The 19,820-nt window shown below is 50.8% G+C and carries 18 protein-coding genes; all 18 read right to left on the reverse strand.

All coding sequences use genetic code 11. From position 1 onward, the window contains the following. Positions 1–185 precede the first annotated feature (185 nt). Positions 186–1,124, reverse strand: coding sequence for an NAD-dependent epimerase/dehydratase family protein (locus IEX53_RS22530; RefSeq protein WP_188826423.1), 939 nt, complete (start codon positions 1,122–1,124; stop codon positions 186–188). A gap of 3 nt (positions 1,125–1,127) precedes the next feature. Next, positions 1,128–1,718 (reverse strand): D-sedoheptulose-7-phosphate isomerase, encoded by a 591-nt coding sequence (locus IEX53_RS22535; RefSeq protein ID WP_188826424.1) that lies wholly within the window; start codon positions 1,716–1,718, stop codon positions 1,128–1,130. After that, positions 1,711–2,439, reverse strand: coding sequence for a sugar phosphate nucleotidyltransferase (locus tag IEX53_RS22540; RefSeq protein ID WP_188826425.1), 729 nt, complete (start codon positions 2,437–2,439; stop codon positions 1,711–1,713). The genes IEX53_RS22535 and IEX53_RS22540 overlap by 8 nt, the downstream gene beginning before the upstream one ends. Positions 2,440–2,467: 28 nt before the next feature. Beyond that, positions 2,468–3,640 carry a DegT/DnrJ/EryC1/StrS family aminotransferase gene (locus tag IEX53_RS22545; protein ID WP_188826426.1) on the reverse strand — a complete coding sequence of 391 codons (1,173 nt, stop codon included), beginning with the start codon at positions 3,638–3,640 and terminating at the stop codon, positions 2,468–2,470. Positions 3,641–3,680: 40 nt separating this feature from the next. Further along, entirely contained in the window at positions 3,681–4,646 is a 966-nt protein-coding gene (locus tag IEX53_RS22550) for a transketolase family protein (RefSeq protein ID WP_188826427.1), read from the reverse strand. Position 4,647: 1 nt separating this feature from the next. Continuing rightward, positions 4,648–5,499, reverse strand: a complete 852-nt coding sequence (locus IEX53_RS22555; protein ID WP_188826439.1) for a transketolase — start codon at positions 5,497–5,499, stop codon at positions 4,648–4,650. Positions 5,500–5,504: 5 nt separating this feature from the next. Next, complete coding sequence (locus tag IEX53_RS22560) at positions 5,505–6,488, reverse strand: GDP-L-fucose synthase family protein (protein ID WP_236016334.1); 984 nt, start codon at positions 6,486–6,488, stop codon at positions 5,505–5,507. After that, positions 6,457–7,452 (reverse strand): GHMP family kinase ATP-binding protein, encoded by a 996-nt coding sequence (locus IEX53_RS22565; RefSeq protein ID WP_188826428.1) that lies wholly within the window; start codon positions 7,450–7,452, stop codon positions 6,457–6,459. The genes IEX53_RS22560 and IEX53_RS22565 overlap by 32 nt, the downstream gene beginning before the upstream one ends. An 8-nt stretch (positions 7,453–7,460) precedes the next feature. After that, positions 7,461–8,984, reverse strand: coding sequence for a B12-binding domain-containing radical SAM protein (locus tag IEX53_RS22570; protein ID WP_188826429.1), 1,524 nt, complete (start codon positions 8,982–8,984; stop codon positions 7,461–7,463). 60 nt (positions 8,985–9,044) lie between these two features. After that, positions 9,045–9,587 (reverse strand): D-glycero-alpha-D-manno-heptose-1,7-bisphosphate 7-phosphatase, encoded by a 543-nt coding sequence (locus IEX53_RS22575; RefSeq protein WP_188826430.1) that lies wholly within the window; start codon positions 9,585–9,587, stop codon positions 9,045–9,047. A 68-nt stretch (positions 9,588–9,655) separates the two neighbouring features. Beyond that, positions 9,656–10,543 carry a glycosyltransferase family A protein gene (locus IEX53_RS22580; protein WP_188826431.1) on the reverse strand — a complete coding sequence of 296 codons (888 nt, stop codon included), beginning with the start codon at positions 10,541–10,543 and terminating at the stop codon, positions 9,656–9,658. Positions 10,544–10,600: 57 nt separating this feature from the next. Next, entirely contained in the window at positions 10,601–11,587 is a 987-nt protein-coding gene (locus IEX53_RS22585; RefSeq protein WP_188826432.1) for a hypothetical protein, read from the reverse strand. A 69-nt stretch (positions 11,588–11,656) separates the two neighbouring features. Continuing rightward, positions 11,657–13,705, reverse strand: a complete 2,049-nt coding sequence (locus IEX53_RS22590; RefSeq protein WP_188826433.1) for a glycosyltransferase — start codon at positions 13,703–13,705, stop codon at positions 11,657–11,659. A gap of 110 nt (positions 13,706–13,815) precedes the next feature. After that, a complete protein-coding gene (locus IEX53_RS22595) occupies positions 13,816–15,390 on the reverse strand; it encodes a sulfotransferase domain-containing protein (protein WP_188826434.1) in 1,575 nt (524 codons plus the stop codon). Positions 15,391–15,417: 27 nt separating this feature from the next. After that, on the reverse strand, positions 15,418–16,815 hold the full coding sequence (locus IEX53_RS22600) for an ABC transporter ATP-binding protein (RefSeq protein WP_188826435.1): 1,398 nt from the start codon (positions 16,813–16,815) through the stop codon (positions 15,418–15,420). Then, positions 16,805–17,635, reverse strand: a complete 831-nt coding sequence (locus IEX53_RS22605; protein WP_188826436.1) for an ABC transporter permease — start codon at positions 17,633–17,635, stop codon at positions 16,805–16,807. Before IEX53_RS22605 ends, IEX53_RS22600 begins: the two co-directional genes overlap by 11 nt. A gap of 251 nt (positions 17,636–17,886) precedes the next feature. Then, positions 17,887–18,993 (reverse strand): NAD(P)/FAD-dependent oxidoreductase, encoded by a 1,107-nt coding sequence (locus tag IEX53_RS22610; RefSeq protein ID WP_188826437.1) that lies wholly within the window; start codon positions 18,991–18,993, stop codon positions 17,887–17,889. 299 nt (positions 18,994–19,292) lie between these two features. After that, on the reverse strand, positions 19,293–19,820 hold a 528-nt coding region (locus IEX53_RS24095), incomplete at its 5' end, for a hypothetical protein (protein WP_236016335.1).

The raw sequence follows: 19,820 nt of genomic DNA on the forward strand, positions 1-19,820 counted from the left end.
CTTTATGAATCACTGAAAAGCTGATTTGGAAATCCTCAGGAAATGTATTCTCAAATGACGACACGCCCTAACGTAATGCCGCAAAACAATACTTGGAGCAGCATTTCGAACCCCGTCCAATTGCCCTGTTTCATTGCCCGACGGGCAATTGGACGTCCATCCGCAAATCGGCCAAAAGTGCCTGTTCAGACGTTTCCATACCGCGTGTTACGCAACATCGCATATCCCTTGATCAATTCGGCTATGCCGGTGTCGAGAGAATAGTCGGGTTTGAAGCCGGTCGCCTCAATTTTGGCATTCGAAACGACGTAGTTACGCTGGTCTGGGTCCTTTCCTAGAGCGGCTTCCACGAAGGTGAAGTTCGGAAGATGCTTCTTGATGGTTTCGCAAAGCTCCTTCTTGGAGACATTGGCGTCCGACAAGCCAACATTATAGATTTGGCCTCTCATCCTGTCGTGGTTCGCCAGCCCATGGCGGAACGCCTTAGACACGTCGCGGACGTGGACGTAGTTGCGCTTGAAATGGCTCTCAAACAGCACAACGGCACCGTCCTTGACGGCACGATAGGTAAAGTCATTGACCAGCAGATCGATACGCATTCGCGGCGACATGCCGAACACTGTCGCGAGCCGGAAGCTGATCGCATTGGGATGCTGCATCAATTCCTTTTCGACGGCGACCTTTTCGATCGCGTAGCTCGAAATTGGGCGCAGGGGGGATTTTTCCGTGCAGAAATTGTTTTCGTCCCCCGAGCCGTAGGCGCTGTTGGTGGTCGGCATCAGAATGATCTGATCACGGGAAACCAGTTTCAACATCATGATGATGGCATCGTGGTTGATTGTCTTTGCGCCGACCGGATCTTTGGAGCAGAGCGGCGCACCCACGAGTGCTGCCAGCGGAATGATTACATCAGCATTCTTAATGAGCGGCGCGATCTTGTCTTCGACACGGATGTCGCCATCCACCACCGAAAAGTTCGGATTATTGCAGACATGGTTCAAGCTTGCCTGGCCGAACATGAAGTTGTCCAGAACAGTGACCTTATGACCTTCCGCAAGCAGGTCCGGAACCATCGTTGAACCGAGATATCCGGCACCGCCGGTAACGAGAATATTGTAACTCATGTCTTATCGCTCTTCAAAAATGGCATTCTCGACGCAACCGCAGAGTGAATGCGCAAGAACAATGTGAATTTCCTGTATGGTCCCGGTCATGTCGCCGGGTGCGATGATGCAGTAGTCGGCAAGGTCCTTCGCCGGGCCTCCATCCTTGCCGCAGAAGACGATTGAAGTGATGCCCAGCCGCTTGCATGCGATGAGGGCCCTTAGGATATTGAGCGACTGGCCAGAACTGGTGATACCCAGGAATATATCGCCCGGGCGCATTTTACCCTCGATCTGGCGCTCGAAAAGCCTGTCGAAGCCATAATCATTGGCGATCGCGGTCAAAATGGAACTGTCCACGGTCAGGGCCTCCGCGGGCAGCGGCGCGCGGTCGCGGGCAAGCTTGCTGACAAATTCCGCAGCCAGATGCTGCGCATCCGCCGCGGAGCCGCCGTTGCCGGCTATATAGAGCCGTCCGCCGGACTTGTAACTTTCAACGACGGCTACCGTCGCGCGATCGAAAAGCTCCATCTGCTCCCGGCAATTAAGCAGCTGCTGCTTTGCGGCGATCGATGCTTCAAGATTTTTCTTAAGTAGTTCCCCCGCGTCATACATTTTCGCTACCTCCTGATTGTTGAAACATAATGCTCGACGCGGCGACATAATCCTTTGGAACCCCGATATCGACAAAGCTGCCATGGCTTTCCAAACCGAAGAAAGCCGTGCCGGCATTGAAGAGGCCAGGAAGAATGTCGTCCTCGAACGAGATTTTATTGCCATTCGCACGGTATTTTTCCTTGATTGCCTTTGGGTCGATCACGTAGATGCCTCCATTGGCCAGTTGTCCAATCCCCGCCTTGCTGGATTGGAGTTCCGTAATGCGGCTGTCTGCATCGACACGAACACCGCCGAAGCGTTCAGGCTCGCCCGCTCTGAAAAGTGCGAATGTAATCCCCGAACTTTTGCCGGTATGAAACTCCAGCAGCTTGCGTGCCTCGACATCGAAATAGGTGTCGCCGTTAAGGAGCAGGAAAGGCTCGTCATCATCCAGCCGCTCCATGGCGAGCAGGAGGCCGCCGCCCGTTCCCAACGGTGTGTCCTCGACCGTATAGTTCACCGGAACACCTCGATAATTATCGCCGAAGTAATCAATTATCGCTTGGTGAAGATATCCAACCGAAAGGATAAAACCGTCGATCCCTGACCGGATCCAATGATCCATCTGATGCGCGAGAAACGGCCTGCCGGCAATTGGCGCCATCGGCTTGGGAATATCTGGAACGGCCTGTCTCAAACGTGTTCCCAGCCCCCCCGCAAGAATAACTGCTTTCATCATTGGCGCTCCCCAAAGCCGCCGGCAGAGCTCACGCCGCGTTCGCGATCGAGCAGATTTCCTTGATTTCGCTGACGGAAAGGCTGGGAAAGTTGCCGATATACATGCCGTAGAAATGGATATGGTCCGTTACGGGGCAGCTATCGTAGACTTCCGCCGGTAACAGTCCTTTCAGATAAGGCTGGCGGAGCTGATTACCGCCGCCGGCGCTCCCGCGGCGGTATTCAACACCGTTTTCATTCAGCTTGCCCATCAGGGAGGCCATGAAGTCCGGATCGGCATCTTTCAAAATGAGGTTGAAGGCGTAATTGCTCGATCCTTCAAACTCGAAATCCGTCTGATAACGGTTCCCGTCGATGAGATCGAAGAACCACTTTTGATTTTCGCTACGGCGAACCACGATATCATCGAGGCGCCTGAGTTGATGACGCCCGAGAATGCCGCCGATTTCCGTGTTGCGCATGTTGTAGGCAGGAAAGGCGAAAATGAAAGCCGGATTCAAGTCTCGATGAGCTTCACGGTATGAAAGCTGGAGTTCCGGATCAGTGCTTTCGCGCACCATGCCATGGGAGCGCAGCATGCGTAGTTTCTGATAAATATCGGGATCGTCCGTACAGATCATGCCGCCTTCAATCGTGCTCATGTGATGAGCATAATAGAAGGAGAAATTGGATATGATGCCGATGCTGCCGACCTTGGCGTTGTTATGCCGTGCCCCGTGGGATTCACAGACGTCTTCGATCAGCGGGATGCCGCGTTTTTCCAGTTCTAGAATCAGCTTGTCTGTCAGACCATTGAAACCCTGAACATGGGTCAGGAAAACGGCACGGGTCTTGTCGGTGATCTTTTCAAGAATTTTGTCCGTATCCATCGCAAGCGTTCGCGGATTGATATCCACGAACACAGGCGTAAAGCCGGTCTGCAGAACCGATGCAATGTCCGATACCCATGTCAAAGGCGGAACAATAATCTCCCCGCCTTCAGGATGATTGAGCCTCAGAGCGCTCATCGACATGAGGTTGGCGGAGGCTCCGGAGTTGACGAAAACCGAGTACTTGACTCCGAGCCACTCGCTCCATTCCTCCTCGAAAGCGCGCACGTTGGGCCCATTGGTAAGGATTGGATCGTCTTTTTGAAGATAGTCGATGACTGCATCAAGGTCTTCACGCAGGATGTTATTTCTCATCAAGGGGAATTTTTTCATCTCGGCTCCTCATTCAGTCGGAATGGTTGTCGCTTGATTTCTAAAGACTTGCTGCGAAATTCCTGACGGCTTCAAAAACCGTGCTTTCGCCAATGCCCACCTGCTCATGCAGTTCGGCCCTGGTGCCAAGCTCGAACCGGTAGCCGCCTTTCACCCCGATATTCAGATGCTTGAGGCCAAGGCGTTCGCGGGAGATGATTTCAAAAAACATGGAATCGATCCCGCCGCGCCCGCGAAACCCCTCTTCCAGCGTGACCAGACCGTCGTGTGAACAAAGCAAGGCGTTGATCTTCGGCTGGTCGAAACCGGTTATGTCGAAGAGATCGATCAAGGTCGCGTCGATGCCGTGTTCCGCCAAACGCTCGGCCACCTTCATCGCGGTATGCGACATATATCCCGTCGAGATCATGCAGACCTTCGATCCCTTTCGCAGAATGCGGTATCCGGCGGTCAAGTCGGGCGCGCTAACATCCTCCGAGTCGATGACAGGCAGAAGCTGGGCGTCGAGACGAAGATATTTGGGCCCGCGGTGATTTGCGCAGACATCGAATAGTGCGGCGGCGGTCACGTGGTCAGCCGGCGACAAGACCCGGAAGTTGGGCAAGACGCGCATCAAAGTGATATCTTCGTAACATTGGTGTGTCGGGCCGGAGACCACATAGCTATAGCCGGCGCCCACACCGATAAGATTGACGTTCATCGGTCGGACTTCGGACAGCAATGCGAGGTTTACCCGAAGCTGCTCGAAGCAGCGCATGGTGATGAATGGCGCGATCGCGTAGGCAAAAACTGTATAGCCTTCAAGGGCGAGGCCGGCCGATACGTTGATCAGGTTCTGTTCGGCGATACCGACATTGACGAAGCGATCTGGAAAATCACCGCGAATCTTGTCGAGCACAGGCGAACCGAAATCCGCGCTAGTAAAGAAGATATTTTCATCGAAGGACATCGTCTGCCAAATACGCGTCAGCAGCGCGTCCCGCATAGCAAGGGGTTTCTCGGTCACGTCAGCCTACAAGAAGTTCGTCAATGGCTTCGAGTTCAAGAAGCTCGTCAATGACATCGGGTTTCGGATTGATGATGTGAGACAGCGGCTGGTTCTCCAATCCTGGAACACCATGACCTTTCAAAGTATTTGCGATGAGGGCTTTGGGTTTGCCGGCACGCGTATTTTTCATGCCCCTGAGGACTACCGTGACGGCATCCACGTCGTGGCCATTCGCTTCCCAGATTTCCCAGCCGAACGCCCTGAGACGCGCGGCAAGGTCGCCATGGGAAACGATCTCTTCCGTGTAGCCGAGCATGGCGATGCGATTGTTGTCGACGATCAGATTGAGATTATCGAGACGGTGCTGGGCGGCAAACATGATGGCTTCCCAGCAAGCGCCCTCATGTAATTCCCCGTCACCGCAGACAACGAATACTTGCTGGCTTACCCGTTTGGTCTTGAGGCCCAGCGCCATCCCGGCGGATACGCCAAGGCCATGCCCGAGCGAACCGTTGACCGTTTCGTAACCAGGGATTACTGGATCGGGAATGCCGCCAAGAATGCCGCCCGCCTTGCATACTTTCTGCAGCTCATCTGCAGGAAAAAAGCCAAAATCGGCGAGAATCGGATACATGCAAATCGAGCCGTGCCCCTTGCTGATGACACAGCGATCACGTTCCGGATGTAGCGGATTTCTCGCATCGAAACGTAGCACCTCTCCGTAATAGAGCGATACAAAGAGTTCTATCGGCGACAGCGATGACGCTATGCGCGTCTCGGGAGCCCGTCTATGGATGGCCAATGTCTCACGCCACACCCAATGGGCCTTGTCGCGCAGGAAGTTCGAGTCCAATATGTTACCCCCGTCCATCTTGTTCACCCCCGACCTAGTCCAGACGTCAAAAACCATTCATATGTACCGGCCAAGCCGTCCTTGAAGCTGATACTCGGCACCCAACCGGTTGCGCGCAGCCGGTTGGAATCGAGCAGTTTTCGTTGGGCACCATCGGGCTTCGCCGTGTCCCACTCCAATGCGCCTTCGTAACCGACGGTGCGGGCGACCGCCCCGGCCAACTCGCGGATCGAATAGTCGGTCCCGCTGCCGATATTGACCGGAAGTTCGATGTCCATCTCAGGCATCGCAAGCAAATGCAAAACTGCTTTTGCTATGTCCTCCGCATGAATGAATTCGCGTTTCGGTGTGCCGGTGCCCCAAAGCGTTATGCTGTCCACCCCATGCATCTTTGCGTTATGCATGCGCCCCATTAGGGCCGAAAGCACGTGACCTGCTCCCGGATCGAAATTGTCGTTGGGCCCATAGGCGCTGTTGGGAATGACCGGAATAAAGCGCTTGCCGCCAAACTGTCGGTTATAGGCCAGGCACAATTCGACCCCCGCCAGCTTTGAAACAGCGTAGGCCAGGCTTGTCGGCTCGGGGTGTCCGGTCAAAAGCGCGGTCTCCGCCATCGGCTGAGGGCACTCGCGCGGATACATGCAGGAAGAACCAAACAAGATCAGCCTCTTCACGCCGACTCGGTGCGCCGCCCTCAGGACATGCAATTGAATGGACAGGTTGGTATCGAGAAACGCCGCTGGAGCTGTCTGATTTACCTGGATGCCTCCGACCTTTCCGGCAGCCAGAATCACATATTCTGGCTTTTCTTCATCAAAAAAATGGTCGACGGCAACGCTGTTTGTCAGCTCCAACTCACCATGCGAGCGCTTGATGAGGGTGGTATACCCCTGTTCGGTCAGGATGCGATCAAACGCCGAACCGATGAGCCCAGTGTGTCCCGCAATGTAAATACGGCTGTCCTTGTTAAACATGCTATAGACCGTTCGGCTGATAAAGAACGACACTTGAGCCGCTGCTCTCGAAATGAAAGGGCACGTAAATGAGGTTACGCAATGCCTCCCGAATTTTCGGTTGGTTTTCCGGATGGGCGAACATCAACAGGAAGCCACCGCCACCAGCGCCCAGAATTTTGCCTCCCAAAGCTCCAGCCTTGATGCTTTCGGCATAGATGTCGTCAATCAGAGAGTTGGTTATACTTTGGGAAAGGCTTCGCTTGTATTTCCATGCTTGGTCCAGCAGCTTGCCGAATTCATCGAGGCTTGTGTTTCGACTGCTAAGAATAGACAATCCCTCATCGACCATCGCATGCATATGCTTTAGCTGTGCATGCCGGTTTGCTATGTTGTCGATCTGGCTCTTAGCCACTTCGGAAGCGATGCGAGTCATGCCGGTAAAAAACAGCATCATATGGCTCTCAAGGGCATCCTGGCGTTCTTTACTTATGATGACGGGCGAATAAACTAGATCACCTGTGGGCAGAAAATCGATTCTGTTGAACCCGCCAAACGCCGCGCTCGCCTGGTCTTGCGACCCTACATTTTCCTTGATGACATTCTGCTCGACATAGATGGCATCGCGGGCGAGTTCCTTTTTCGAAATATACTGTCCGCGCAGGGCCTTGATCGCGTGGATAAGGCCAACGGTAAAAGACGAACTGGAGCCAAGGCCCGAGCGCGCCGGCAGGTCACCGTCATGATGGATCTCAAGCCCTTCAGTAACATCTATCCATTCCATGATATGGCGCACCGCCGGATGCGTAATATCCTGGACCGATTTGACGTTTTCTATTTTGGAATAGACGATGCGATGCTTGTGGTCGAAAAAGGGCGGCAATCGACGGCACGTGATGTAACAGTACTTATCAATGGATGTGGCCAGAACAGACCCTCCATGTTCCCGATACCAGCTGGGATAATCGGTGCCTCCGCCAAAGAAGGAAATCCGGAACGGCGTCTTTGTGATTATCATGGTTCTGATCAGTCCCCCAGAAGCTTACGCTTCAGCTTAATTTTCGTCATCTCCTCCACATTTGAGCGCTCAACCGCGCCAAAACGCTTTTCGACGAAACTGAGATAGGCGGGGTTGGTGAAATAGGTTTGCCAAGCCTCGTCCCGGAAACTAAGAACGTCCGCCGCACTCAGATAATTGGTGCGCATAGGCTCGCTCTCATAAGAAAGGAACGCAAAGCCCTCATAGCTCGATGGCAGGTCCCATCCGTTCAGCCGGGCTGTGTGGTAAAGTGGACTACCTGGGAGCGCCTGACACGGATACATATTGGCCATTTCCGTATTAAGCTCGAGCGCGAGATCAAGCGTCTGCTGCATGGTCTCGTAATTGTCGTCCGGAAAGCCGAAAATGTAATTGGAAATAATATTGATATCCGAATCTGCTATTGTCTTGCAGACTTCACGGATATTAACCTCCTTGAAAGTTCCCTTTGACACTTCCTGCCGGACCAACTGATTGCCAGCCTCAACGCCGAGGGCCAGCCAGTTCACGCCCGCCTTCTTAAATGTCTCAAGCGCGGCAGGCCGGACCGTGTCGACCCGGGAATAGGTCCACATGTTGAAGCCGTAGTCTTCCTCGATGCAGTTCTCGAGAATCGGCATGTAATATTTTCGGTTGAGAAAGAACATTTCATCGCTGATGCGCAAGGTCTCTACCCCCATGTCGGCAAGCTTGCGCATTTCGCGGGCAACCCACTCGGGGCTCCAGAAACGCATTCCCCTCGAATGAGAGGCATCGACGTGATCATCGTTATCGACGCGGTTGACGATGTTGATCATGCAGAAATTGCATGCAAACTGGCAGCCAAGCGACGTATAAATCGCGGCAAAAGGCGTGCGTTTGTTGTGGTCGAAGCCGGCATGCCAGAAATGCGCGCGGTAAAGATCGAGCGGCCTTTCCCTATAGGGCAGCAGATCCCATGCGTAGCCCGGCAAATCGATGTCCATGTGGGACTGGGGCACCACGCGCTCCGGCGCATTGAGAACAATCGATGAATTGCCTCCATCGGCTTCCTTGTAGCCGATACCCTTGATGGATGTGAGATTGTCCCTGAGGTCCGAAGCCAGCAGATTGTGCAGTGCGTATACGCCTTCGTTGAGCAGAACGATGTCCACGCAGCTGTTGGCGAGAACCTCTTTCGGCAAAGCGCTTACATGCGAGCCCACAAAGCAGATTGGAGCGGAAATGCCGGCTTCCTTGATGGCCTTGGCCAGTTGCACAGCGCCGATCATGCTGGTTGTGCCGGAATTGGGATTCTGGCCGTAAAGCACCATGACAATCAGACGCGGCTTCATATCCTCAATACGCTTGACGGATTGGTCAAGAGAAAGCCGCTCGGCATCGCAGTCCAGAATTCCAACGCCAAAGCCTTTATGGCGGCATGATTCCGCCAGAAGCAGCGACCACGTCGGCGGTTCGATGGCAGCAAAAGTCTTGGCTAAATCTTGATAGGCTTTAGCTGATGAATCAGGATTCACAAAAAGCGCATCCATTCAGGTACACCCCCACGAGTAACTCTGCCTACAAAATGCTTCCACCTGTTAACAATTACCCTAAATTTCAGAGAGTATTTGCTTAACTGTTCTTAGGCTATCTACAATAAAGTCTGGTTTCAACGTTAAAATTTGATTTGAGGAAAATAATACTGATTTTCCGACGCCAGCTCTTTTCGCTGCAGCAATGTCTGTTTCCCGGTCTCCGACCAATACCGATTTCGATAAATCAATGTTATACTCTTTACTGGCGCGAAGGATCATTCCGGGACCTGGTTTGCGATCCTGTGATTCTACTTTGTAACGACCGACACCATGGGTGGGGTGGAACGGGCAGAAATAAACTCCATCTATCGTTATTGCTTCAGCTGTGAAGCAACCGAGCATCCATTGCGTCAGGTCATGGAATTGATTTTCGGTATAATAGCCGCGGCCGATACCCGCCTGATTGGTTACAATAAATATGGACATGCCAATCATTTTGGCATGTCGGCAAAGTTCGAATATCCCGTCGATAAAGTGAAAGTCTTCTATGCTATGAACGTAGGAGCGATCTACGTTTATCACTCCGTCACGATCAAGAAAAAGCGCCCTCTTATTCATGTCACGCCCCGGCCATTAATTATATTAATGGACCGGAGTTTTAATTAATTACTATTTAGTTTCAAGTGTCATTTAGCGGATCTCGTAATAAATGAATAGTAATACCTTGCATTCATCCATACGAATAAGTAAAGCCGCCAGGCCAGCGGTAATTGGGCATCCATTGCCAGGCGAGACAGGATGATCCATGGCGCCGAAAGGAAACCTAGCGATACAGGCTGAAAGGCTGGCGGCAATTCTGGTGGAAGTGCCATACCGGGAGCCCGAATTGCCATGACGAGCCGGCGCGCTTCGGCCTTTCGCTGATCGATCAGGCCCATAAAAACATGATCGTCTGCAAATCGGGGGCGTTCCATGTAGGTCTCGTCGAGCGCCGCAGGGTCGACACGGTAATGAAGATGTTCGAAGATGACGTCATCCAGGTAGATCAGGCGTTCGAACCCCTTTTGGGAAAGTCGCATGAAAATATCCATCAGATGAACGTCGATAAAAGCGCCGCGATAAATATGCGGGTATGCCGCAAACATCAACTCGGTCATCCGCCGGCTCATGATCGGGAAAGTACATAGCTTCCTGCCCTTGAAGAGATCATTTCCGTAAGCAAGGTAGATGCCGTCCGGGTATTTCTCATCGACCAACCGGATTTTCTCATCCCAGCCCTTGGTTCTGATGATGACGTCGTCGTTGACGGCAACCGAAATATCTCCGCTCGCCTGCTCGAGGCAAATGGCGTTATACGCTCCCATGCTCCAGCGCGACACAACAATCTGTTTCAGGGAAAGTCCGGGAAAGTCGATATCGAAACTGGCGGGATCGTCATCATCGGTGCAAATAATTACTTCTATACTTTCGGGATGCGCCGCGGTGTCCAAAACACTGTCGAGAAAGCGGTGGACGAGTTTGCGGCGACCACGGGTAGGAAGCAGCAGAGATATTCTTTTCGGTGAATTACTCAAGGCGCCTGCTCCCCGCAAGATATCCTTCAGCAGGTTATCTGAGCAAATAAGACCACATCAGGCAAACGCATCTTCTGGCAATCTGTTCGTGAGTGCCCAGAACTCCATTATATCATGTGGAAATGGGTGCCTGCGTGCAAAATCGTCGGCCATTGCTGTATAATTGGAGTGGGCCTCTTCGTATAAACCGCGCCAGTTTCCAACATGGGATTTCAGCACATCCTTCCAATCATCTTTATCGAGATCGATCTGGTAAGTGCATTTTGCCATTTCAGAGATATCTTTAGTGCCCAATGAAACCGTAGCTCGCCCGCAACGTAAAGCGGCCAGAATGCGCATCGATGAGAGCCACCGCCAGTTTTTGCGCTGCGGAATATTGAGTGCTAGCTTGGCTTGTCCGTTCATTTTATCTCTCGCCTCTGACGAAACGAGCCCGGGGGGCGAATGGACTGCCAAGCCTGATGCAGACAGTCCGGCCAACACACTTCGCCGATAATCAGTGTAGAAGCCTGTAAAGATGAGTTCGCCTTTCGGTGTTGTGTCGTTCGTATTAATCATTTCAATCGTGGGAAACGGAATATTGTAGACATTAATACCTAATATCATTCCATCTATATTATTCAACTTCGGAAGATCCCCTAGCACGAATAAACATCTCAGGTATGGCTGCAGACTAATTAAATTTCTCAATCTACTAATTTGAGTTGCTGGGTGCATGTAGTCATTCTGTTGCCATAAAGGGTCCCCGTGTATAAAAATGTCTGGATCCATGAAATCAATATGTTCTGTCATGATAACAGCCACTCTAGATTGGCTATTCCGACAGAATTCTGCCAGTGTATTCCGTGTTTTTGGTTCGAAATTCTCAATTACAACATTAAGAGCATCGTGGCGTGGCTTGTCGCCCACAGCCACTTCATAGCCATTCTGCTCACATGCAGCCGCGAAAAAGGCTACCTGATCGCTGATCCCAAAAAACGGATGATTGTAAACCCAAAGATTTATTTTTGGTTTTTTAACACCGGCACCGCAGATGCTCGACATGGAATTTCCTATTCTTACATTCTGGTTAATCTTCCTGGAAATATCACAATCCAGCGCCGGTGAGCGTTCTCACATAACGGAAAATCTCCTTAGTAATTTAAGCGTCTGTCTAAGAAATGAACGCGCCATCTTACCGCCGTTTGGACTCGTTGAATGTCCAAGTGCCTGTTTTGGAATGCAACAGTGCTGGTGTATCTTCCTAATAGTCGTTTCAAGTGAGTATGAGCCTATCGCCGCAGAATAGCCTCCATTCCGAACACGTTTTATATCAAAAGGGCCTTCTGAGCGGGGAATTCCGATGTATAAATGATAATATCTAACGACATTGAATCCATCTATATCTTGCGCAACCAGCTCAATATCTTCATTCTTTTCTCCAAATTGTGCAATCAGGTAAGAAATAGCACGCTTGGCAAAAAATGTACCGAATCGCTGGAACCGCGAAAGTTGAGTAATTTTATAATTGGCAAACGAATGTAACCGCGGATAGGGAGCTAGTCTTCGCGATAGCCATGCACGAACTCTTGACCTCCTCGGTCTTGTGCGTGGCCCATCTTGACGTAATAATTTGTCAACCAGTTTGTCGATGGTATAGCTCAAGGTAAGTTTGGGCGATGCCGTATTCAGATAATGTTCAAAAATCGAAAACTCGTCCAGACTGATTGACGGATTGCCCGCAACATGGAGAAAGGTCCCTCCCAACTCCAGAATAACGCCATCGCCGGTATATACCCTACGCACCGGCTGAGGCACGCTTTCAAATATTCGAGCCCAGTCTTCTTTCGCTAGCAGACATTGTTGAACACCGGACACGTATGGCTCTCTATCCTGCCCTTTAAAGCCACCAGTTTCATGGATTGCTTGAACCTCCCCCCAAAAATTGCCAGCAAACTCCTGTCCTGGAAAATCGCGCTTGACGCGCTCCAGCATCCGACACCTCAAGTCGGCAATTGCATCAGGTCGATCCAGTAAATCACTAACGCGTATCCATAGTTGCCGTGCAAGCGAGTCATCTACGCTTCGTGTAATGTGGTTATAATTATCGACCAGAATCCCCGTTTCTTCGTCACGGAACCAGATTGCGTCTCGCATTCCTTTCAAAATAATTCCGTTCTCCCCGTCCGCAACGTATACAGATGTACCGATTGTGTCCGTTACGATGGGTATCGCGCCAGCATTCATGGCCTGAAGTATGGACGCGGAATGCAGCGATGCGCTCGGCAACAAAAAGAAGTCCGAAATTTCCAGGAGCGCGTTCATTTCATGATTGGCAAGGTATCCTTGCTCCCACAGTATGCTTTTTCCCATTTCGTCGCGAATGAAATCCGGTTCCACACCGTGGTCCCGCAGAAGTGAATCTGCCGGTCTGCCGCACCGAAACACCAATTGTCCGCGGAGCCCTGCCGCGCGAAATTCCTTCCAGAATTTAAGGACGATATGTCCCCCTCGTTTGAAGAAATTGGCCGGATTCTGATGCGCTGAGTTAATAAACAAAAAACGAGGTATATCCCTTACCTTCCGGCAGGAGCCCAAACCAGTAAGCGCTTTTTCACTGAGCCCTATCCGTGAGAGTCTAAGCTTCTCACTGATTTCGGGGTCGTTAAAGAAGAGTTCGAAGCTTTGAAGAGTTTCTGGCAAATGTGAAAAAATCGCCAGGCAAAGAGGACTTGCCAGAATCGATCGATAATGAGCTTTTAGCTTGGCAGGGTTGGGGAAATCTCCGATTCCTTGCTGCGTAAGAGGAAGAAAAACTGGCGCAAAGGCCTCGCAATGAAAAACGAACGGTCGAGTGAGGCTGGGAAACAGCGCGGTATGATTAAACTCAATATCTCCCGGCAATATTCGAGTAAGCAACCGGCTCGTTGGATTGAAAAATTTATCATAAGCTAAGTTAACGTCCTCTGTTTTATCTGGTTTCGGTGTGTTCTCAGCTCTAATCAATTCTATGAGACGGGCAAGTCCTATGCGATCATTTTCGATATGCTTCTGAAGGCTTACATTGTCCCAAGCGTGAATCATAACATCGTCTGGGGTGTAATCAAACAGCGCCCGATATAGCGGATGAAAGCCGTTGAGCGGAATGTAATGCGTCAGACTCCATGGAACAGCAACTTTCACAATATTTTCCCCTCAAGCCAAGTATCGGCACGCTGTTTGTACCGTATGCGTCTACTTTTTTGTAAACGCATCCGGCATATTTCAATGCCGAAAATTCCTAGCGCTCTGCCCTACAGTTGTGCAGGGCTTTGCTTGCGCTCTTCGAGTTGCGACGCTCCAAGGATCAGCAACGCCTTGAGTTCATCCAGCGACTCCGCAGACGGGAACGACATAAGTACCGCTTCCTCCTGCTTATCGACTTCAAGGGGGCCGGCGGACATGGGAACGCCGTATATACGTCCATTATACAGGACGAGGTTGCATCCGAGATAATTTGCCTCAAGCTTTTCCGGCTTTCCATTTCCGTGCTTTCGATTGAGGATGGCGAGCACTTCTGGAAGAGAGTGACCGATAATGAATTTGTCGGCGCCATATCGTTGCGCAAGCACGTCCAACGCCTCGCCGCCCAAGTTGATTGGGCCTAAAGATTTTTGGACCGCTACAATCATTCCACCGATTGCAACAATATTGTAGTCAAATTGTTCTCGAAGTATGGTGCCTGCATTGAGATTTGTTCGAAGAGCGTTGGACTTCGTATACTCTGCCGAAAGCTCTTCCAGGATCGAGAACAGTATCGCCGATTCCATCGAGGCGTTGCCTAGTGAACGGGCCGGTTTACCCGTTTTTTGTATATCAATTTGCCGCATGAGATCAGAATAATATAGCGATGACAGAACATCAGCATCTGTGTAATTCTCGGTTAAAATTTTATCTATAATTCTTGCGTAATCCTCTATAACGCATGCATAAAACATACCGTTACATATGAATATTCTAAACCCGTCAGCGCGATCAATAAGCCTAAATATTATACTACACGTATTATTACAGCTCTGATTGTCAAAATTATTATAATTAAAGTTTTCAGAGAAAAATCGATATTGCTGCATCTGACGGCACCCATATAGGGTGGCCAAAACGTTTTTTACTTTTTCGGTTAGTATGCCGGTACACAAGCCACTGTTAACTTTGCCTTGTATGTTTATATTTTCGATACCGGATTTACATCCTAAAAAAGTAAGTAATTTCTGAATCAGTCCAGATCCGCATTTTTCAATCTCGTCAATACCAAATACAAAAAATTGCTCTACCGGAAAATGGACCAACCAACGCGACAAATAACTTATATAATTCCCGACGACCACGCTATAATCGCTAGTTAAATATGATAGCGCGTTCGTTTCATCTATAGCAGCGGGTGTCACATTCCCCGATCGCAGGTCAAATTCATTAAATGCATAGCTATGATTGAGATGTGACCATGCGCGCTCCGCCATATTTCGTTCGATTACAATAAATTTTAGGTTCGGCTTTACCCGATACAACTGACTGATTATCTCCGATGGAAGCAAAACATAGCTGGGAGATGCGTCACCTTTAATTCTTCCATTCGCGGGGAAGAATCGACTAATATAGAACTCAATATTACTATATTTCCAGCCGGCGCTGAAATAGTTTAGTTCTTTTTCAGGAGGGATATAGATCTCTGGATGCTGGGAAAGCACACTTGCCAGCCAGGTTGTTCCGGTGCGTGGAGGCGACAACACGATGAAATCCGGAAGTGCTGACGGGTCTACTTTCGATAAATCCGTCGTAATTCGTTCTACATAAGAGTCAAGCGAGGTACTTCCCATTTGTGTAATCATATCTCCAGTTCCCAACTCTATATATGTTCACATCATTAAGGCTTGTTCTTTTTTACCTAGGACGGCATCAGCGGACGCTTCGGGAACAGACATTTTCACGAAGAAATTGCTGAGGCCATCGGATCGCCCATCGCCGCTTACGACGAGATGGATGATGCTATGCCGCCTATCCAGGGGAATAGCAGGAGGTGTTGTCCAGTCCCCACACCCTAGGTCGATGAATACTTCACCCGCACCGGCATTCATCAAGAAGTCAAAACGCACCCAGATGCTTTCACCCTTGCCTGCGGGGGGTAATGCAACTCCGCTGGAAATGGTGTTCGCACCAAAAAGCTTGATGCCCTCCACCGTTTTGACTGCAAAACCTGCGCTTAAAAGGCCGCTGAAGTCGTTAACTTTGAGCCGTACCAGCAGCGACACCGCTTCGCCGGAGTGGATTTGAGCCGGGTATAAGGAGCCTTCGGTCGATATCACATAGTCAACGATCTCAACCTTGCGGTCGCCGAACCGAAATTCGTTACGATTGTAGCTATTGCGCGTTTCACATTGGCCGTCAGTCATCCCCGGCATCAGACCGGTTACGCCATGCTCCATAGAAATAGAAAGACCATCCACTGGTACACTATTGGCGGAAATGTATTTCCCAGAGTTTTTATTGCTTGGGAAAAGCATTTCATAGTATTTATCAACAACATCTTGCGGCTTACCTTGCACGACCATATGTCCGCCGTCGACCAAAATCGCCCTGTCGCAGTTCCTCAGGACTGCCTCAGTACTATGGCTGACGAGAAGAATTGTCTTGCCGCTCGCGTAGAAACGCTTGAAATGCATATAGCACTTATGCTGGAATTTGGCATCTCCCACCGCAAGAGCTTCGTCGACAATCAAAATATCAGGATCGATATTAATCGCTGCGGCGAAGGCCACGCGTACGAACATACCGGATGAATAGGTTTTGACGGGCTGGTCGAAGAAATCGCCTACATCGGCAAACGCTTCGACTGCCGGCATGCGTTGCTTCATCTCGTCGGCGCTGAATCCCATGATGGCGCCATTAAGAATGACATTCTGACGCCCGGTGAATTCCGGATTGAAACCGGCACCCAGTTCGAGGAGAGCCGAGATGCGGCCCGCCGTTTCGATTTTTCCTTTAGTGGGCTGCATGACGCCACTGATGATCTGCAATAGCGTCGACTTTCCAGATCCATTGCGCCCGAGAATACCGACAATTTCTCCCTTGCGGATGTCGAAGCTGATATCGTTGAGCGCCCAAAAATCACGGTGATATGCTTTCCGAAACGGGTGCAGAGCCTCCTTTATTCTGTCGCCATGATTGTCGAACAGCCGGAATTTCTTCGATACATTCCTGACTGAAATTGCAACTTCATTTGAGGGGATATGCATTGGAACTTGGTCAAACGACATCGGCAAACTCTGGCTTCAAGCGGGTGAATACGGTCGTCCCAACAACGAACAGAACCACGGTAACAGCCCAGAAATAGACGGTAGTCCACAGGTCTGGCCACAACACGGTTTCATAGATCATGGATTGGCGATAGCCGGTTACCAAATAGTAGATAGGGTTGTAGTCAAGAACCCAGTGATATCGCTCAGGTATAATCTGCTCTGGCCATACGATCGGGGTCGACCAGAACCATATATTCAGGATGATCGCTAATGCTTGGCCGATATCTCGGAAAAACGGCTCCAGCGCTGACAGCAACCATCCCAACCCAAGCATGAAAACAACCGTCGCGACATAATAATATACAACAAGAAGTCGCTCTACATGAAAGGTTATTGCGAAGAAGACTGTCATCGTAATTAAAATTGAAAGAAATATAATGTGGGAAATGGTGCCTGAAGCCACTTTAATGATTGCAAATATCTCTGAAGGAAAGATGGTTTTCTTGATGAGATGGGAATTCCCCGTAATGGATGATGTGATGGACACCAGCGTTTCGCTAAAAAAAATCCATGAGACCTGTCCGGCGACGAACCAGAGAATGAATGGTGTATTGTCCGGACTTTGAACACGAAAGCCTACGGCAAAGACAAAATAAAAGACGACGACGAGTGCGAGTGGTTGAAAAATCGCCCAGACCGCGCCACCAATTGTCCCGATATGGCGTGTTTGAAAATCACGCAGCGCCATGGCCCAGATGACGCGGCGGCTTTTTATGATTTGCCTGGCAAAACCAGGTAAGCCGCTGAATATAGATTGATTTTCTGTATTGGAGAACAATGGTGCACCCCCCTAAGCACGATGAACAGGCAGCAATTAATCTGTTTCTACTTTAAAATTTAACTTATCGACTGCGCCATGGATGTCAATAATATCTTTAATGGAAAAACACGGATGCGATATTGTTTATCTGTGACTTAAATAGAATGATGGATAAAACCTAAATGTCTTGGCGTAGCCCTCAACTGTTCATGAAGACTTTTGTAAAGTCGAGACAGTTATTCCTACTGGCATCAGCCGATAATTGGGTATCAATCTCCGACAACGCGCTTATCGATGTAATCCGCTATCGCCAGCGAAGCGGTCAGGCCGGGAGATTCGATGCCGAACAGCTGAATAACTCCGGGTACGCCGTGATCTTCTGGTCCTAGAATCTGAAAATCCTGCTTGGCAATTGCGGGAGGAACGATCTTCGGCCGAATTCCGGCATAGGCTGGAATCAGGCTGCCGTCGGGCAGTTCCGGCCAATATCGTCTGATGGCTTCGTAAAATCCACTGCTTCGCGCAATGTTGACATTATAGTCAATTTCGTCGAGCCACTCCACATCGGGGCCGAACCGGGCCTGCCCGGCAAGGTCGAGCGTAAGGTGGATCCCCAATCCCCCGGCAACAGGCACCGGATAGATCAGCCGGGAAAACGGCGCGCGCATGCCCGATAAGGCGAAGTAATTTCCTTTTGCGAGATAGGTTTCGGGCACGAAAGCCTGGGGAAATCCCTCCATCGAACCAGCCACCCTCGATGCGGCAAGACCAGCGCAGTTTATCAGCCAGCGACAGGAGAGAGCCATCGGCTCCTTGCCTCCTATGTTAAGAACGATTTCCGGCGTTATCCTGGTGGCTTTCAGTGGCGTCTCGTAGGAGAAAATGGCTCCGTTCTCCTCCGCGTGGCCAACCATCGACAGCATGAAGCCGTGACTGTCGATGATGCCGGTCGATGGCGAATAAAGCGCACTCACTGCACGGAGGTGCGGCTCCATTTCACGCGCTCGTTCCGCCTCTATTGGAACCACATCGTCGACGCCGTTTGCGCGTGCATGAGCGGCAATCGATGGCAGCTTCGCCGCTTCATCGGCACTGGTGGCGACGATGAGTTTGCCGCATGCCTTGTGTTCCACGTGATATTCCCGGCAGAAGCGGTAGAGCCGATCTCGGCCCTCGACGCACATTCTAGCCATGAAGCTGCCGTGAGGATAATAGATGCCCGCGTGGATGACTTCGCTGCTGCGCGAGGAACTTCCTTGGCCGAATGTCTTCTCCGCTTCAAGAACAAGGACTTCCTTGCCGGAAAGCGCAAGGCTGCGCGCGATGGCGATGCCCACAACGCCCGCGCCAATCACAACACATTCAACGGAATCCACATCTAGCTCCTTTGCGTGGCCGCCTGTTTTGGCTGCGCTGGCATCCGGTGCAATAGGCTCCCTGCTATTTTGACGAAAATAGGAGGAGTCGTTGCTTACCGATTTAGCTGGTTGTGTTTATCTGGAAAGAACAGCCGATCGTCAAGCGCGGAACACACCACACATGCACTGCGGTCCAGTGGTTCGGCATACACCATTAGGACAGGGGGTATCCAACGAAAAGGTGAATGCAACTGTTGAGATAAATTTAACGAAGTATAAGTTTTCTACACGCAATTCTTCGGGAGCCGGGACGCATTTTAATCATATCCAATATTCGGTCCCGTATCCAATATTGATGCTTTAAAGGGTTTGACCATGACGAATAACCACCGCTCCACCAATATGAATCCGCATACCGGCTCCTCAGCCGTTCCCGAGAAAAACAACAACACGCCACTGAATTTTCTGGTGCTGGCGCCGTGGGTGCTGGTAATTTTCCATGACCGTGGCGACTCCATCCGCCAATCCGATGGAGGGCGATACATATCTCGTGGCGGATGGCGCCACGGGGTGGTGGGCAGGATACGCCGCCCCAGCTCGCCCAATGGCACAACAACGAATGGGGCTTCAACGCCCCGGTGGATGGGCACGGCATCAGCCTGCCGGATGGCCGGGTGTTTGAACGTATAAACGGCAGCTATACCCCGATTCCGTGACGACCCGAAAAAGGGGTTGGCAAATCTGCGGAATTGGATTTGTGTTAGGGCATGGTTCGCGGCGGTTTCCTGACAGTTGAAGATCGCAAGGATTTGCTTGATCTTGCCAAGGATGGCTCGGTTGCGCAC

The sequence above is a fragment of the Paramesorhizobium endophyticum genome (genome assembly GCF_014640615.1).
Taxonomy (GTDB): domain Bacteria; phylum Pseudomonadota; class Alphaproteobacteria; order Rhizobiales; family Rhizobiaceae; genus Paramesorhizobium; species Paramesorhizobium endophyticum.

What these genes read in the sequence shown, in the direction of transcription:
- IEX53_RS22530 (WP_188826423.1), bottom strand. Translation starts at nt 1,124, where the DNA reads ATGAGTTACAATATTCTCGTTACCGGCGGTGCCGGATATCTCGGTTCA.
- IEX53_RS22535 (WP_188826424.1), bottom strand. Translation starts at nt 1,718, where the DNA reads ATGTATGACGCGGGGGAACTACTTAAGAAAAATCTTGAAGCATCGATC.
- IEX53_RS22540 (WP_188826425.1), bottom strand. Translation starts at nt 2,439, where the DNA reads ATGATGAAAGCAGTTATTCTTGCGGGGGGGCTGGGAACACGTTTGAGA.
- IEX53_RS22545 (WP_188826426.1), bottom strand. Translation starts at nt 3,640, where the DNA reads ATGAAAAAATTCCCCTTGATGAGAAATAACATCCTGCGTGAAGACCTT.
- IEX53_RS22555 (WP_188826439.1), bottom strand. Translation starts at nt 5,499, where the DNA reads ATGGACGGGGGTAACATATTGGACTCGAACTTCCTGCGCGACAAGGCC.
- IEX53_RS22565 (WP_188826428.1), bottom strand. Translation starts at nt 7,452, where the DNA reads ATGATAATCACAAAGACGCCGTTCCGGATTTCCTTCTTTGGCGGAGGC.
- IEX53_RS22570 (WP_188826429.1), bottom strand. Translation starts at nt 8,984, where the DNA reads ATGGATGCGCTTTTTGTGAATCCTGATTCATCAGCTAAAGCCTATCAA.
- IEX53_RS22575 (WP_188826430.1), bottom strand. Translation starts at nt 9,587, where the DNA reads ATGAATAAGAGGGCGCTTTTTCTTGATCGTGACGGAGTGATAAACGTA.
- IEX53_RS22585 (WP_188826432.1), bottom strand. Translation starts at nt 11,587, where the DNA reads ATGTCGAGCATCTGCGGTGCCGGTGTTAAAAAACCAAAAATAAATCTT.
- IEX53_RS22595 (WP_188826434.1), bottom strand. Translation starts at nt 15,390, where the DNA reads ATGATTACACAAATGGGAAGTACCTCGCTTGACTCTTATGTAGAACGA.
- IEX53_RS22600 (WP_188826435.1), bottom strand. Translation starts at nt 16,815, where the DNA reads ATGTCGTTTGACCAAGTTCCAATGCATATCCCCTCAAATGAAGTTGCA.